The following is a 16,095-nucleotide window of genomic DNA, read 5'->3' as shown; positions in this document are numbered from 1 at the left end:
TCCGTCGTTCACCGGCGGACGGGCGTGACGGTGGACGGGGCGCCCCGGTGCACCTATGCCGACGTCACCAATCGAGCGCGGTTACGCCCGAAAGTGCGCATTACCGCACACCAATGTGCCCGTATGACCAGTAAACAGCGCGTTTCGCATCTTGCGATCAAGATGAACACCGTAGAACCCTGGGCCGTAAGAGACTGCGGATACACGGCAGCTGGGGGGCTGAGCCGGGTCCGGCCGCAGCGGGGAGTAGGGGCCCCCGTTCGAGGACGGATGCCGAGGGGGCATCATGCAACCGGAAGGTCGACCTCCCGTGTCTATAAGGTGTAGATGACGTGGGGACGCAGGCCTACCACTGACACGTCCGGGAACGGTCGAGGGGGACTCGAACCGGGCGGAGAACCGACGAACACACACGATCGTGTGTGCGGGGGGATGACTCATGACGCCGACGGGCGCCCGGCAGAACTTCGACCCGTCCGAAACCACCCAGCTCAGGGTGCCGTCACATCGGACGGGCAGCTTTCGCAGGATCAAGAAGACCCTGCCCAGATACGACTACGAGCACTACAGCCGGCTCGCGGGCCCCCTCACGCAACCGGATCCGACCAAGCCGTACACGGTGCAGTACCGCTCCCTGATCTCGCAGGAGCCGCACCGCATCCGGGTCGCCCTGATGCTGGCCGCGGCTCCGGTGCTCTCCCTGGTCCTGCTGTTCTGGCTGCTGCAGCCCGAGCACTGGACCGAACGGGACTACCCCGCCTACGACTTCCTGCCGGCGCTCGACATCGTGATGCTGGTCTCGATCGGCCTGATCGAGTTCTTCCGCTGCATGAACGTGCTGTCGAACGCGCACGCCACCCTGGTCGCCCGCGACCCGGTCCCGGTGGTGCCCGAGGTCGGCACCAGAGTCGCCTTCCTCACCTCCTTCGTGCCCGGCAAGGAGCCGCTGGAGATGGTGACGAAGACGCTTCAGGCCGCGGTGAAGATCCGCCACCGCGGGCTCATGCACGTCTGGCTCCTGGACGAGGGCGACGACCCCGAGGTGAAGGCGGTCTGCGAGCGCCTCGGTGTGCACCACTTCTCCCGCAAGGGCATCGCGAAGTGGAACCAGCCCAAGGGCCCGCACCGCGCCAAGACCAAGCACGGCAACTACAACGCCTGGCTGGACGCGCACGGCGACGACTACGACTTCTTCGCCTCGGTCGACACCGACCACGTGCCGCTGCCCAACTACCTGGAGCGGATGCTCGGTTTCTTCCGCGACCCGGACGTGGGCTTCGTCATCGGCCCGCAGGTGTACGGCAACTACGACAACCCCATCACCAAGTCCGCCGAGTCGCAGCAGTTCCTCTTCCACGCGCTGATCCAGCGCGCGGGCAACCGCTACGGCGCCCCGATGTTCGTGGGCACCTCCAACGCCGTACGCATCAAGGCGCTGAAGCAGATCGGCGGGCTGTACGACTCGATCACCGAGGACATGGCCACGGGCTTCGAGATCCACCGCCACAAGAACCCGGCGACGGGCCGGAAGTGGCGCTCGGTCTACACCCCGGACGTGCTCGCCGTCGGTGAGGGCCCCAACGCCTGGACGGACTTCTTCACCCAGCAGATGCGCTGGTCGCGGGGTACGTACGAGACGATCCTCAAGCAGTACTGGAAGGGCTGGTACTCGCTGCCGCCGAGCAAGCTCTTCAACTACACGATGATGATCATCTTCTACCCGATGTCGGCCCTGAACTGGATTCTGGCGGCGCTCAGTTGTGCGCTGTTCCTGGGCCTGGGCGCCTCGGGTGTGAACATCGACCCGACGGTCTGGCTGATGCTGTACGGCAACGCCTCGGCGCTGCAGATCGGCCTGTACATCTGGAACCGCCGCCACAACGTCTCGCCGCACGAGCCGGAGGGCTCCGGCGGTGTGGCCGGCATGATCATGTCCGCGCTGTCGGCGCCGCTCTACGCGAAGGCCCTGATCGACTCCGTACTGCGCCGCAAGAGCAAGTTCGTCGTCACCCCCAAGGGCGACTCGGCGAGCCCGGACACCTGGTTCGGGACCTTCCGCTACCACTGGTACTTCATCGCGATCTTCGGCGCCTCGATCGGGGCCGGCTTCTACTTCGGCCACTCCCACCCCGCGATGATCATCTGGGCGTCGTTCGCGCTGCTGATCACCGCCTCGCCGATGTTCGCCTGGCGCTGGCAGATGCGGCAGGACGCCAAGAAGCAGGCGGCCCCGGCCGCCGGGGCGCAGGGCGCCGTGACGTCGGCACAGCCGTTGCCGGCCCAGGCCGCCCCGCACGCGGGACAGGCGCCGCACGCCGGTCACCCACCGCACGGGGAGCACGCACCGCAGCACAAGCCGAGCTGGGCGGCCACGAACGGGGGCAACGACCAGACCATGCAGATCGCCCTTGGGGGACGGCGGCATCACCCCGGGGGCTCCGATTACTAGCGGCTTCGCAGCGGGCCCCCGGCCCCAGCCGAAAAGCCGTGCAGTTGCCCTCAGTAGTTCGCTTCACCTAGGGGATTTCAAGTGACAGACCGTGCAGGCCGCCGTCGCGCTCGTCGTCTGGCGATAGGCGCGGCGGTGGTTCTCGCGCTGGCCGGGATGAACGGGCCCTGGCTGTACCGCTTCGGGACGGAGCAGTACCACCAGTACAAGATCAACAGACCCGAGTACAAGGCCGAGAACGGCAAGTGGGAGATCGTCGAGTTCCCCAAGGAGTACCGGCAGAACACGATCCACGCGGCCCTGCTGCGCACCGGGAAGGTGCTGCTGGTCGCGGGGTCGGGCAACGACCAGGACAACTTCGACGCGAAGAAGTTCGACACCCGGCTCTGGGACCCGGTCAAGGGCACCATCAAGAAGATCCCGACGCCCGCCGACCTGTTCTGCACGGGCCACACCCAGCTGGGCAACGGCAACCTGCTGATCGCGGGCGGCACCAAGCGGTACGAGAAGCTCAAGGGTGACGTCACCAAGGCCGGCGGCCTGATGATCGTCCACAACGAGAACCCGGACAAGCCGATCACCCTGCCCGCGGGCACCAAGTTCACCGGCAAGGAGAACGGCAAGACGTTCATCTCCAAGGATCCGGTGCTCGTCCCGCGCGCCAAGAAGAAGTTCGACCCGGCGACCGGCAAGTTCCTCGGCAACGACCCGGGGCTCGGCCGCATCTACGTCGAGGCCGCCAGGAGCGGCAAGAAGTACGAGACCGGCACCGAGGACAACTACCGGATCCAGGGCCTGTCGGGCGCCGACGCGCGCAACACGTACGGCATCGCGCAGAAGCTCGCCCTCGACAAGAAGGACTTCCAGGGCATCAGGGACGCCTTCGAGTTCGACCCGGTCGCCGAGAAGTACATCAAGGTCGACCCGATGAAGGAGGCGCGCTGGTACCCGACGCTCACCACGCTGCCCGACGGCAGGATCCTCTCCCTGTCCGGGCTGGACGAGATCGGCCAGCTGGTGCCGGGCAAGAACGAGGTCTACGACCCGGCGACCAAGTCGTGGGCGTACACGAAGAAGATCCGGCAGTTCCCGACCTACCCGGCGATCTCCCTGATGCAGAACGGCAAGCTGTTCTACTCGGGCGCCAACGCCGGGTACGGGCCCGACGACGTGGGCCGCGACCCGGGCGTCTGGGACCTGGAGACGAACAAGTTCACCAAGGTCCCGGGCATGAGCGACCAGGAGCTGCTGGAGACCGCCGGCACGGTCCTGCTGCCGCCCGCCCAGGACGAGAAGTACATGGTGATCGGCGGCGGCGGCGTCGGCGAGTCGGAGCGGTCCAGCGAGAAGACCCGCGTCGTCGACCTGCTCGAGGACGACCCGAAGTTCGTGGACGGCCCGTCGCTGGACAAGGGAACGCGCTACCCGCAGGCCTCGATCCTGCCCGACGACACGGTCCTCATCTCCGGTGGCTCGGAGGACTACCGCGGCCGCGGCGACTCCAACATCCTGGAGGCGCGGCTCTACGACGCGAAGAGCGGCGACATGCGCCGGGTCGCCGACCCGCTGGTGGGCCGCAACTACCACTCGGGGTCGATCCTGCTCCCCGACGGCCGGGTGATGTTCTTCGGCTCCGACTCGCTCTACGCCGACGAGGCCAACACCAAGCCGGGCGAGTTCGAGCAGCGCATCGAGATCTACACGCCGCCGTACCTGTTCGGGGACGCGCGGCCGTCCCTCTCCGGTGGGCCCAAGACGGTTCGGCGGGGTGACTCGGCGACCTTCTCCACGAAGCACGCCTCGTCCATCAGGACGGCCCGTCTGATCCGGCCCAGCGCCTCCACCCACGTCACGGACGTCGACCAGAAGTCCATCGCCCTGGACGTGAAGACGTCCGGCGACAAGCTCACGGTCACCGTCCCCAAGAACCGCAACCTGGTCCAGTCGGGCTGGTACATGCTGTTCGTGACGGACGACCAGGGGACGCCGAGCAAGGCGCAGTGGGTGCGGGTGCCGTAGAACCCATGACTGTGCGTTCGGAGCCCGCGCGCTCCGGACGCACGGTCAGGACTCGCGTTCCTGCGGGCGTTGACGAGCCGTGATCCTCCCGATCACCACGATCGCCAGCACACCGGCGGGGACGCCCGCGACCAGGTCGTAGGGCGAGTATCCGTTGGGGTGTGACTGGAAGTGGGTGGCGATCGACGCACCCAGGGTCTTGGCAAGCCAGGCAACCCACCAGGCGTTGATCAGCCACTCCCCTCCGGGGGGACCACTCGCGCGCCAGATGTCCAGCGCCGTCCGGCGCGGGATCCACCACATCGCCAGCGGAACGAACCAGCCCCCGACAGCGAGGCCGGCCGTGTACTTGTGCGTTCCCGGGGCGAGGACCTCCGCGTTGAGCCGGCAGCACCGGAACCACCAGAGGAACACGACGATGGCCGCGACGAAGAGAGCCATCGACACGGACGCGTACCACGTGGATGACGCCGACATGCCGCCGCCGACGGTGCCGACCAGGAGCTGGGCGACGGTCTGCGCGGCGATCAGCGCCTGTGCGGCGACGGCCGGCGGCCGGGGATCGACGACCGGCCTGCCGGTCTCGGACGCTCCCGAAGGCGGCACACTGCTTACGGCTTCAGATGTCACGGCACTTTCCAGTTCAGTGAAGTGCTCTCGAACACGAGAGCGGAGGGACCTTAACCGCCCCTCACTCGCGCACGTCAAGGAAAGTTCCGCACAATTGACCTTCTTTACCGGAACCCCAGCGACGAGCTCCCGACGTCAGCGGGAAGCCCCCGCCCTCAGCCGGTGGCCTTCGCCAGCTTCAGGGCGTACTCCGGCCACCACTGCCCCGCCTTGGGCCCGCCCTTGCACTCGCCGTCGGACTCGCCGGGCCGCTTGACCCACAGGTAGGCGTCCACCAGGTCGTCCGCGGTCTTCGTGGTCGGCGCCTCCCCCAGCGCACGCCCCGGAGGGTTGCACCAGCGCTCGTCGGCCTTGCCCTCGGTGTACGGGCCGTTGCCGTTGCGACTGGTGTCGACGACGAACGGCTTGTTCCCCACCTTCGCGGACAGCTCCTTGCCGTACTTGATGGAGTCCTCGGTGGTGTAGAAGTTCGAGACGTTGACCGCGAACCCGTCCGCCTGCTCCACGCCCGCCCACTTCAGCGGCTCGAAGATCTGGTCGGGCTTCCCCCAGCCCGCGTTGCCCGCGTCCAGGTACACCTTCGTGTTCTTCAGCGCCTTCAGCTTCTCGATCGCGCCCTTGAGCAGGTCGTACCGCTCCTCGTGGAACTCGTCCGGCGTACAGCCGTCCACCAGGTGCAGCACCGCGTCCGGCTCCAGGACGACGGTCGCGGGCCGGTCGCCGATGCCCTTGGCCACGCCGTCGATCCACGCGCGGTACGCGTTGCCGTCGGCCGCGCCGCCGCTCGAGTACTGGCCGCAGTCGCGGTGCGGGATGTTGTAGAGGACGAGGACCGCGTCGCGGTCCGCCTTCGCGGCGGCCTCGGTGAACCCCTTGGCCTCCTGCTCCGGGTTCTCCGGGCCGACCCACTCCCCGGTCGGCTGCTCGGCGATCTTGCGGATCTGCTCCGCTTCCTCCTTCTTGCCGGCCTTCTCGTACGCGGCCACCTGCTCCGCCGCGTTTCCCTCGGGGTTGACCCAGAACGGGTCCGATCCCTTGGGCTGCTGGCTGATCCGGGCGCCGGAGTTCTTGTCCTTCTCGTCGCCGCCGTCTCCCCCGAAACAGCCGGCCGCGAGCAGAGCCGCCCCCGCCACGGCCACGGACGCCCGTGCCCCCCTCTTGCCGTACATCCAACTCCCCCCTGGGTGCACCCGTCGTAAGGCCCAATCCTGACATACGTCCCGCCTCGCCACACGGCCGTCCATGCCTTGTCGGACACCTGTTACCTCCCGCCTCCGGCAGGTGGGCCAGGGTCTGCCGGAGCCGGCCGCGCGCGTCACGCGGAGCCACCGGTGGGCGACTTGGCGTCAAACGACCTCTAGGCCCGGGCTTCCCCACGCTCTAGAGTTGGTGCGGACGAGACAGCCCCAGACCCCGCTTGTCACGCCATGCGCCACATCACACGCGATATCCGGATATCACTGGTATCGCCGGTGACCCAGAGACCTCCCGCGCCTGTGCCGGGTTACTCCCGCGCCCGAGCGCACGCGGTCGAGGACCTGTCCGGTCGGCGGCTCCCCGGGGGGAGCGGGCCGCCGACCGGGCCAGGGTGGTTCACGGTCCCGTGCCGGTGAGGTACGCGGACACGATCACGTTCGCCGAGTAGGTGCCGTCGGCCCGGTCGAAGGTGCCGGCGCAGGTGATCAGCCGCAGCTCCGCCCGCCCCGACCGCCGCACGCCGTACGCCTGGCGGGCGTCGAAGCGGTCCCGGTCGACGACCTGGACGTCCTCCACGGTGAACTCGGCGACCGTCCCGTCCTCGCGGACCACCCGCACCGTCTCGCCGATCCGCACCGCGCCGAGCCGGTGGAAGACGGCGGGCCGGTCCCCGGTGTCGACGTGCCCCACGAACAGCGCGGCTCCGGCGGCACCGGGACGCGCGCCGGCCGCGTACCAGCCGACGGCGCCCGAGCGGGCGTAGGGCGGCGGGTCGAGGGCGCCCCGGTCGTCCAGTCCGCGGGCCATGACCGGCGCCTGCACGCCCAGGGACGGGATGTCGAGCCGTCGCGGCCGGGCGCCTTCCAACGGGGCGGCGGCGGGCGGCAGTTCGGCCCCGGCGGGCCGTCCGACCGCTGCCATGTCCCCGGTGGTCGGCGCCGAGAGCCCGCGCCGTACGTCGGTCACCTCCGTGCCCCACAGCCACAGGCCGAGCAGCAGTACGGCCCAGGCGGCACCGGTGACGAGGCGGCCGCCGCCGGTCGAGTGGTCCTGTTGGGGCATCCCCGTCACTCCGTGCCACGTGCGGCGCGGATGCCGCGGAGGACGACGACCAGCCCGGCGGCACCCGCGAGGACGAGGCCGACCAGGGCCTGACGGGCGCCCGGGCCCTCGTCCCGGGCGTCGCGCTCCTCGCCCCGAGCGGCGACGGCGTGCGCGGCCCCGCCACCACCGGCGCGCACGGGGGCGAACGGGGAGGCGAACGGGGGGAGAGGGGCCGCCGGGGCAGCGGGAGCCGGGAGCGTCGCGGAGGCGGAGGCGGAGGCAGAGGTCGGGGCGGGGATGGAGGCGGGGGCCGGGATGGAGGCGGGGCCGGACGGTTCGCGCCCGGGCTGCTCCGGTTCGCGCCCGGTCGGCCTCGCGGGGGCGGACGGTTCGCGCCCGGCCTGTTTCGAACTGTGCCCCGCCTCCTTCGCGGCGACCGTGAGCAGGGCCCCGACCTTGTCCTCGACGCCGTCGCAGGTGACTCCGACCCGGTACGTTCCCGGCCCGACCGAGGAACGGACCCGGGTCTCACCGACCAGCGCACCGCCGCCCTGGCCGGTGAGCACGGCGTCCGCGACGAACGCCCGCGACGAGGCGGTGCCGGTCCGCCCCGAGCACCCCTGGGCGCGCAACTGGACGTCGCCGCCGGGTGCCGGGCGCGACGGCGTCACCGACAACCCGCCACCGGCCGCGTGCGCCGGCGGACATGCCGCCGGGGTCAGCGCGGCCGCGACCACCGCACCGGAACAGAATGTGAGTCGCACTGAACCCATCGTGAACCTCCAACACCTGGAGATTCCCTCTCCTGCCCCTCACGCGCATCCGGGCAGGGGCCGCGGCTGCTCCGTTCGGGTGGAGGAAGGTTTGCGGTGCTGCCAGGGGATTGCTCCCGGCTCAGACGCGGTCGACCAGGTCCGCGATCGAGTCGACGACCTTGGAGGGGCGGTAGGGGAAGTTCTCCACCTCGTCCGGCCGCGTCAGACCCGTCAGCACCAGGAACGTCTGCATCCCCGCCTCCATGCCGGCCAGGACGTCGGTGTCCATGCGGTCGCCGATCATCGCGCTGGTCTCGGAGTGCGCGCCGATCGTGTTGAGCCCGGTCCGCATCATCAGCGGGTTCGGCTTGCCCGCGAAGTAGGGGCTCCTGCCGGTGGCCTTGGTGATGAGCGCGGCGATCGCGCCGGTGGCGGGCAGCGGGCCCTCGGTGGACGGGCCGGTCTCGTCGGGGTTGGTCGCGATGAAGCGCGCCCCGGACCGGATCAGCCGCACGGCCTTGGTCATGGCCTCGAAGGAGTACGTGCGGGTCTCGCCGAGGACGACGTAGTCCGGTTCGTGGTCCGTCAGCACGTACCCGATGTCGTGCAGCGCGGTGGTCAGGCCCGCCTCGCCGATGACGTAGGCCGTGCCGCCGGGCCGCTGGTCGTCGAGGAACTGCGCGGTGGCGAGGGCGGAGGTCCAGATGTTCTCGACGGGCACGTCCAGGCCCATGCGGGACAGCCGCGCGTGCAGGTCGCGGGGCGTGTAGATGGAGTTGTTGGTGAGCACGAGGAACGGCTTGCCGGAGTCCCGCAGCTTCTTGATGAAGGCGTCGGCGCCCGGGATCGGCACGCCCTCGTGAATCAGCACACCGTCCATGTCGGTGAGCCACGACTCGATGGGCTTGCGCTCTGCCATGTGCGATCTCCTGCCGTACGTCCGCGGTGCGTGCTGGTGCGCCGGACGTCTCTGTACCGACGGCACCCCACCCTAGTGAGCGGTGGCGGAAAACAGGAGGGCGATCTTGGCTGTTGGATCGGCGGCCGGGGCGGGCGGCCGGGGACCAGTGGCCCGCGTCAGCGGGCCTTCCGGCGGGCGAGGGTGACCAGCACGGCGCCGACGGCGAGCAGCAACGACCCGATGGCGAACGGCGTTACGGTCCCGCCGGTGCGAGCGAGCTCGTCGGCGAGCGTGAGGTGCTCCTCGCGTAGGTCGGTGCCGGTGCCGTCGGCGGTGTCGGTGCCGGTTCCGTCGCCTTGGTTGCCGCCCGTGCCGTCGGCGGTGTCGGTGCCGGTGTCGTCGCCTTGGTCGCCGCCGGTCTCGTCGCCGGTGCCGGCTCCGTCGCTCTGGTCGTGACCGGGGGCGGTGCCGTCCGCTTCCTTCTTTCCGCCGCCGCCGTCACCGCCCCCTCCTTCCTTACGGTCCGGGTCCTGCTTGCGCTCGCCCTTGCGGCTGCCGCCGCCGTCGCTGTCGACGATCCGGAACCGGTAGTCGTTCGACTCCCCCACCCACTCGCCGTCGTCGCCCCGCCGCTGGACGACGGCCGCGTTCGCCACGACGTCGTTGGGCACGGCCTCGGAGGTGACGGCGAGGCGGAGTCTCACGGTGAGGGTGCGGTGCGGGCGGACGGTGAATCCGGGGAAGCCGTCGTGGTCGAGGACACCGACGAGTTCGTCCGCGTCGGTCCGCTCGAACGGGACGGGACGGGGACGGTCACCGGCGTAGAACTCCAGGCGTGGCTGGGCCGGCCGGAGCGCGCGCTTCTCGTCGACGAGGACGATCACGGGGTGGACGTTCGGGCAGGTGCGGGAGGTGGTGTTGGTGAGCTCCAGGGTCCACGTGCCGTAACCGCCGCCCGCGTCGTAGCTGTCGGGACCGCCGCGGATGCGGGTACGGACCGGGAAGGAACCGCGGCCGGTGGCGGCGCAGGTGGGGCCGGGTGGATCGGCGCGCACCGGGGGCGCGGCGGACGCGGCCACGGCCTGCGGTGCCGAGCCGACGGTGAGGACGGCAGCGGAGACAGCGGTGAAGGTGGTGAGGGTCCATCCGGTGAAAAGTCGCATCACCACATGCCCCTGCCACCCGCCTTCCTCAACGAACCGCGCCACGCCGCACCCGTCCCCCGAACGGCACCCCAGGTCCCCTCGATCAGCCGAGCGGAGCTCAGCCGTCCGCCCGCCCGAACAGCGGTGCCAGCAACAACTGGGCAGCCCCTTCGGCGACCTCGCGCCCTCCGCCGGGAGCGATCCGCACCGGCACCGTGTCGTCGCCCACGCGCCGGGCGCGTTCGTCGAGGACGGTGGAGACCCCGCGCACGAACCGCTCCGGGTCGACGGCGACCGTACGCCCGCCGAGCAGGACCAGATCGACGTCAAGCAGCGCGACCAGGTTGGCGGCCCCGGTGCCGAGCACGCGCGCCGCCTCCTCGATGTCGCCGCGCGCCACCGCGGCCCGGCACAGCGCCTCGACGCAGCCGCGGCTGCCGCAGTCGCAGGGCGGCCCGTCCAGATGGATGACCTGGTGCCCGAACTCCCCGGCACCCGTGCGGGCCCCCCGGTGGACGGCACCACCGATCACCAGCCCGCCACCGAGCCCCGCGCCGAAGTGCAGGTACGCGAAGGACCTCGCCTCGCCGCCCACTCCGGTACCCTGCCCGGCCCCGGCATCCGCCCCGGTTCCGGCCACGCCCCCGACCGCCATGCCGAGCGCGGCGGCGTTGGTGTCCTTGTCCACGACGACCGTGGTCCCCAGCCTCCGCGCCAGCACGTCCCGCAGCGGGAACCCGTCCCACTCCGGGAATCCGGTGACCCGGCGCAGCACCCCGCGCGTGTGGTCGAGCGGCCCGGGCAGCGCGACACCGGCCCCGAGCACGGACAGTCGCCCGGCCCCGCTCCCGGCCTCGGTCCTGTCCCCGGCCCCGAGGTCCCGGACGAGCAGGGCCTCCGCCTCCCGGGCCGCCGCCTCGACGACCGTCTCCGCCCCGGCGCCCAGATCCAGCGGCGCCCGCCGCTCCGCCACCACGGCCCCGGTCAGATCGCAGAGCACCGCGGTCAGCGCGTCCCGGTCCAGGTGCAGGCCCACCGCATGGCCGGCGTCCGGAACCAGGCGGAGCACCGTGCGCGGCTTGCCGCCGGTGGAGGCCCGCCGTCCCGCCTCCGCCGCGAGACCGTCTGTACGGAGCCGGGCGGTGATCTTGCTGACGGCCTGAGGGGTGAGCCCGGTCCGCTCGGCGAGTTCCAGCCTGCTGATCCCGGACTCCCCGGCCGTACGGAGCAGGTCGAGCACCAACGCGGCGTTGTGACTGCGCAGCGCGACGAGATTGGCCCCGCCGTACGCCCCGCCCCGCGCGCCGTACGACGCGCCCCGCGCCTTGACGCCCAAGCCCGCGCCCACATGCGCGTCCACGCCAACCCCCGTGCCCATGTCCGCGTCCGCCTCCGCGCCGCCGTCCCCGCCCTGCGCACCCCTCGCCCTGCTCACGCCCTCCATTCTCCCTGCCTCTTGCACTTTGGCAACAGCGTTGCTTAAGTGGGAGCATGACGACTGGCACAGCCTCCGCCTCCGCCCCCGGCGCTCCCCTCCGCGTGGCCCTGGTCGGTTACGGCCTCGCGGGCTCCGTCTTCCACGCCCCGCTGATCGCCGCCACCGAAGGGCTGGCCCTCGACACAGTGGTCACCAGGAACCCGGAGCGGCGGGAGCAGGCGCGCGCCGAGTTCCCGGAGGTACGGTTCGCGGACTCGCCGGACGAGCTGTGGGACCGGGCCGGCGAGCTTGACCTGGTCGTCGTCGCGTCCCCCAACAAGACCCACGTTCCCGTGGCGACGGCCGCCCTGGAGGCGGGCCTCGCGGTCGTGGTCGACAAGCCCCTCGCGGGCACGGCGGCCGAGGCCCGCGCACTGGCCGCCCTCGCCGACGAACGCGGACTGTTCCTCTCCGTCTTCCAGAACCGCCGCTGGGACAACGACTTCCTGACGCTCCAGCGGCTCGTCGCCGAGGGCGAGCTGGGTGACGTATGGCGCTTCGAGTCCCGTTTCGAGCGCTGGCGCCCGCACCTCAAGGGCGGCTGGCGGGAGTCCGGCGCCCCGGAAGAGATCGGAGGTCTGCTGTACGACCTGGGCAGTCACGTGGTCGACCAGGCCCTGGTCCTCTTCGGCCCGGCCGCCCAGGTGTACGCGGAGTCCGACGTCCGCCGTGAGGGTGCCGAGGCCGACGACGACACGTTCATCGCCGTCACCCACGCGAGCGGCGTCCGCACCCACCTGTACGTCTCCGCGACGACGGCCCAACTCGGCCCCCGCTTCCGCGTGCTGGGCTCGAAGGCGGGTTACGTGAAGTACGGCCTCGACCCCCAGGAGGCGGCCCTGCGCGAGGGCGAGCGCCCGGCGGCGGGCGCGGAGTGGGGCGTGGAGCCCGAGTCGATGTGGGGCCGGATCGGCTCCGGCGAGTCCCCGGTGACGGGCGGCGGTCAGCCGGTGACGACACTCCCGGGCGACTATCCGGCGTACTACGGGGCGGTGGCGGCGGCGTTGCGCGAGGGTGCGGCGAATCCGGTGACGGCGTACGAGGCGGCGGCCGCGCTTGACGTGCTGGAGGGCGCCCGCCGCTCGGCCGCGGAGGGTGTGGTGGTGTCGCTGTGAGCGCGCCCGACACGGCTCCGACCGTGGCCGAACTGGAGGAGCAGGAGCGCCGTCTGACGCTTCCCCGCTTCACGTACGAGGACGCCTGGACGCTGGGCACGCGCCTCGTGGAGCTGGCCCGGGAGCGGGGCGCGCCCGTGGCCGTCGACATCCGGCGCGGCCACCAGCAGCTCTTCCACGCGGCACTCGAGGGCTCCACCCCGGAGAACGACGCGTGGATCGACCGCAAGCGCCGCGTCGTCGAGCACTACGGCCACTCCTCCCTGCTGATCGGCACGCGGTACCGCGAGAAGGGCACGACGTTCGAGGAGTCCTCCCGCCTCGACCCGGCCACGTACGCGGCCCACGGCGGCGCCTTCCCGATCCGCGTCGCGGGCGCCGGAGTGATCGGCACGGTGGTGGTGTCGGGACTACCGCAACTGCAGGACCACGCGTTGGTGGTGGAGGCGCTCGAGGGGCTCCTGGGAACGTTGGCGAGCGCCCCGTAAGGGCGCGGAGCGCCCCAGGGGCGCGGGGAACTGCGCGACCAGCCACACACGACCCGTGACCGACGACGAACAGCAGCACCCCGCCCCTTGGGGGGCTTTCAAGGAGCGCCCGCATCGGCCGCCGCGCCAAGCCGGTTCAGAAGTTGATCAGGGATGGGGTCGACTGCCACCGCGTGTATCTGCGGATGCGGTAGCGCAGCCCGGACGTCGAGGACTGCCAGCCTTTGTCCTCAGCGACTTTCCACTTCGGGTCCGGTGTCGGCGCGTAGGTGTCGCCGTCCGCCTTCGAGTCAACTTCAGTCACCGAGAGCATCGTGGCGTATCCGAAGGCGGCACGGTAAATCTCCCCGCCGCCGATCACCCATACCGCAGCAGAGGCGGCTGGCTCCAACGACTCGGCTGCAAGTTCCAAGGCCATGGCGATGGACCCGGCGCGTTCCGCGCCTTCGGCCACCCATTGTGGATCGCGAGTCACCACGATGTTGCGCCGGCCGGATAGCGGGCGGAATCGCGGAGGAAGCGAATCCCATGTTCTGCGCCCCATCACCACTGGATGCCCCAGGGTGGTTGCCTTGAAATGCGCCATGTCCTCAGGCAGCCGCCACGGAATCGCGTTGTCCGCGCCGATCACGCCATCGATGGTCTGCGCCCAGATCAGCCCGACGTTCACACCGCGACCGGAGCTTTGATGGCTGGGTGGTGCTGGTAGTCGAGCACTTCCACATCGGAGTAGGCGTAGTGGAAAAGGGAGTCGGCTTGGCGCAAACGCAGCCTGGGGAACGCGAATGGAGTGCGCGAAAGCTGCTCGGTCACCTGCTCCACGTGGTTGTCGTAGATGTGGCAGTCACCGCCGGTCCAGATGAAGTCACCCGGCTTGAGGCCGGACTGCTGGGCAACCATGTGCGTGAGCAGGGCGTAGCCGGCGATGTTGAACGGGACGCCGAGGAACAGGTCCGCGCTGCGCTGGTACAGCTGGCAGGAAAGCTTGCCGTCGGCAACGTAGAACTGGAAGAAGGCGTGACAGGGCGCGAGCGCCATCTTGGACAACTCGGCGACGTTCCAAGCGGTGACAATCATCCGGCGGGAGTCCGGGTCGCGGTGCAGAGTGTCGAGAACGTCGCTGATCTGGTCGATGTGCCTGCCGTCCGGGGTGGGCCAGGAGCGCCACTGTGCGCCGTAAACCGGGCCGAGTTCGCCGTTCGCGTCGGCCCATTCGTCCCAGATGGTGACGCCGTGCTCATGCAGCCAGTCGACGTTCGAGTCGCCGCGCAGGAACCACAACAGTTCGTACACGATGGACCTGAGGTGCACCTTTTTGCTGGTGACCAGCGGGAACCCCTGCGAGAGGTCGTAGCGTAGTTGGTGCCCGAAGACACTTCGGGTGCCGGTGCCCGTTCGGTCAGCTTTGTCTGTCCCGGAGGTGAGTACCAGCCGCAACAGGTCTTCGTACTGGGTGTCCGCCACAGCCGTCGAGTCTAATGGCCACCTACAAGGCGGCCTCGACGGTCATGTGTCCCCGCCGTATGAGTAATGGTCATTCCTGTGGATGGGAGCCGCACCGACCCAGCGGTGATAGACGTCTACATCGACGTTGCTGCCGCACACTACGGTGACCACGTGTCGGCCGGCGAAGCGGTCGCGGTCTTCGAGGATCGCCGCGATGCCGAGCGCGGCCGACGGTTCGACGACGAGGCCGGCGTGGTCGAGGAGCATCCGCATACCGGCGGTGATCGACGCCTCCTGGACCAGGACGGCGTCGTCGGCGACCAGGAGGAGGTCGTCCAGGACGGCCGGGATGGGACGCCTGCCGGCGACGCCGTCAGCGATGGTGTTGGTCGAGTCGGTGGTGACGACGCGCCGCCGGCGCCACGAGTGTGTCATCGCCGGTGCGCCCAGCGGCTGGACGCAGATCACCTCGACTCCGGGCGCCAACGCCTTCACCACGTGGCCCACGCCGGTGGCCAGCGCCCCGCCGCCGAGAGCGATCAGGACGGCGTCGAACGACGGCGCGGAGTCCGCCAGTTCCAGGCCGATGGTCGCCGCGCCCTCGCAGGTCTCGATGTCCAGGCTGTCCTCCAGCAGCCGGATGCCGTCGCAGCGCGCGATGGCCGCGGCCCGCTCGCGCGCCATCTCGTGGTCGCCGTCCACCAGCTCCAGCCTGGCGTCCAGTGCGCGGATGCGATCGAGCTTGGCCGCAGTCGCGAAGCGGGATGCCACGACGGTGACGTCGAGCCCCCGGCCGCGACCGGACCAAGCGAGAGCTTGGCCAAGGTTGCCCGCGCTGGCGCACACCACGGCTCGCGGGCCATGGTCGGCGAGCAGGCTCGCGACGACCTCGGTGCCGCGGGCCTTGAAGCTACGGACCGGGTTCGCCGTTTCGAGTTTGACGCTCACCGTGCACCCGAGGTCGGGCTCCAGCGCCTCGCAGCGGTACAGCGGCGTGTCGAGGAAGATCGGGTCGATTACCCGGCGAGCCGCCCGTATCCGAGCAGTGTCGAGGCGCGTCTCCTTCACGACACAGCAGCGTAGCGCCGCTGGCTGACGCTTGGCTCAGGCGGCGCTGTGCTCGGCTCGTACGAGGAACTGGCCGCGTTCGAAGCGGGCTCCGGCTCGGACGAGTGCGACGAGGTGGGGCGCGTTCACTGCCCGCCGCCGCTGCTGGGCGGACTTGACGAGCTTGAAGACCATGGCGACGGCAGCGGCAGCGCTGCCGCCCACATGTCTCATGAGACATGCTGAGCGCGAAGAACACTCCCACGGCACGCTCTGTCGGCCGAGGCTTTCATGCAGGGCGGTCAGGTAGCCGAGCCGGTCGGGCCGCAGCCGGGTGGCGATGACGGCCGTGGGCTTGGCAGAGGACATGGAGTGCAGGAGG

At 70.4% G+C, this 16,095-nt stretch carries 14 protein-coding genes and 1 pseudogene; 4 read left to right on the top strand and 11 right to left on the bottom strand.

Translation table 11 applies throughout. The features are described from left to right. Window positions 1-439: 439 nt before the first annotated feature. A complete protein-coding gene (locus tag ACZ49J_RS00135) occupies window positions 440-2,449 on the top strand; it encodes a glycosyltransferase family 2 protein (protein ID WP_467450472.1) in 2,010 nt (669 codons plus the stop codon). 81 nt (window positions 2,450-2,530) lie between these two features. Further along, window positions 2,531-4,468, top strand: a complete 1,938-nt coding sequence (gene glxA / locus ACZ49J_RS00130; RefSeq protein WP_467450468.1) for a radical copper oxidase GlxA — start codon at window positions 2,531-2,533, stop codon at window positions 4,466-4,468. A 45-nt stretch (window positions 4,469-4,513) separates the two neighbouring features. On the opposite strand, the gene ACZ49J_RS00125 is transcribed toward glxA, so the two are convergent. The 7 genes from ACZ49J_RS00125 to ACZ49J_RS00095 all read right to left on the bottom strand — a co-directional run bounded on the left by ACZ49J_RS00125 (window position 4,514) and on the right by ACZ49J_RS00095 (window position 11,518). Continuing rightward, window positions 4,514-5,098 carry a DUF4328 domain-containing protein gene (locus ACZ49J_RS00125; protein WP_467450465.1) on the bottom strand — a complete coding sequence of 195 codons (585 nt, stop codon included), beginning with the start codon at window positions 5,096-5,098 and terminating at the stop codon, window positions 4,514-4,516. Window positions 5,099-5,253: 155 nt separating this feature from the next. Further along, a complete protein-coding gene (locus ACZ49J_RS00120) occupies window positions 5,254-6,267 on the bottom strand; it encodes a glycoside hydrolase family 6 protein (RefSeq protein WP_467450463.1) in 1,014 nt (337 codons plus the stop codon). A gap of 424 nt (window positions 6,268-6,691) precedes the next feature. Beyond that, a complete protein-coding gene (locus ACZ49J_RS00115) occupies window positions 6,692-7,357 on the bottom strand; it encodes a class F sortase (protein WP_467450462.1) in 666 nt (221 codons plus the stop codon). Window positions 7,358-7,362: 5 nt separating this feature from the next. Beyond that, entirely contained in the window at window positions 7,363-8,112 is a 750-nt protein-coding gene (locus ACZ49J_RS00110) for a hypothetical protein (RefSeq protein WP_467450460.1), read from the bottom strand. A 121-nt stretch (window positions 8,113-8,233) separates the two neighbouring features. Next, entirely contained in the window at window positions 8,234-9,013 is a 780-nt protein-coding gene (locus tag ACZ49J_RS00105; protein ID WP_467450458.1) for an HAD-IIA family hydrolase, read from the bottom strand. Window positions 9,014-9,171: 158 nt separating this feature from the next. Further along, complete coding sequence (locus tag ACZ49J_RS00100; RefSeq protein ID WP_467450456.1) at window positions 9,172-10,158, bottom strand: cell wall protein; 987 nt, start codon at window positions 10,156-10,158, stop codon at window positions 9,172-9,174. A 100-nt stretch (window positions 10,159-10,258) separates the two neighbouring features. Next, the gene (locus tag ACZ49J_RS00095; protein ID WP_467450637.1) at window positions 10,259-11,518 is read right to left on the bottom strand and encodes an ROK family transcriptional regulator; all 1,260 of its coding nucleotides are present in this window, start codon (window positions 11,516-11,518) and stop codon (window positions 10,259-10,261) included. A gap of 113 nt (window positions 11,519-11,631) precedes the next feature. Between ACZ49J_RS00095 and ACZ49J_RS00090 the strand changes: the two genes are divergently transcribed. Then, entirely contained in the window at window positions 11,632-12,732 is a 1,101-nt protein-coding gene (locus ACZ49J_RS00090) for a Gfo/Idh/MocA family protein (protein ID WP_467450454.1), read from the top strand. Then, complete coding sequence (locus ACZ49J_RS00085) at window positions 12,729-13,220, top strand: heme-degrading domain-containing protein (protein WP_467450453.1); 492 nt, start codon at window positions 12,729-12,731, stop codon at window positions 13,218-13,220. Before ACZ49J_RS00090 ends, ACZ49J_RS00085 begins: the two co-directional genes overlap by 4 nt. Before the next feature lie 136 nt (window positions 13,221-13,356). On the opposite strand, the gene ACZ49J_RS00080 is transcribed toward ACZ49J_RS00085, so the two are convergent. The 4 genes and pseudogenes from ACZ49J_RS00080 to ACZ49J_RS00065 form a co-directional block, all read right to left on the bottom strand. After that, window positions 13,357-13,890 carry a dihydrofolate reductase gene (locus ACZ49J_RS00080; RefSeq protein ID WP_467450451.1) on the bottom strand — a complete coding sequence of 178 codons (534 nt, stop codon included), beginning with the start codon at window positions 13,888-13,890 and terminating at the stop codon, window positions 13,357-13,359. Further along, a complete protein-coding gene (locus tag ACZ49J_RS00075) occupies window positions 13,887-14,684 on the bottom strand; it encodes a thymidylate synthase (protein WP_467450450.1) in 798 nt (265 codons plus the stop codon). Before ACZ49J_RS00075 ends, ACZ49J_RS00080 begins: the two co-directional genes overlap by 4 nt. 42 nt (window positions 14,685-14,726) lie before the next feature. Further along, on the bottom strand, window positions 14,727-15,734 hold the full coding sequence (locus ACZ49J_RS00070) for a threonine ammonia-lyase (protein ID WP_467450449.1): 1,008 nt from the start codon (window positions 15,732-15,734) through the stop codon (window positions 14,727-14,729). Between the two features lie 36 nt (window positions 15,735-15,770). Beyond that, window positions 15,771-15,932 (bottom strand): annotated as a pseudogene (locus ACZ49J_RS00065) (IS256 family transposase); the annotation flags it as partial. Between the last annotated feature and the right edge of the window lie 163 nt (window positions 15,933-16,095).

Source organism: Streptomyces sp. NPDC030840 (assembly GCF_055572015.1).
This window is presented reverse-complemented; position numbering and strand designations above follow the sequence as displayed.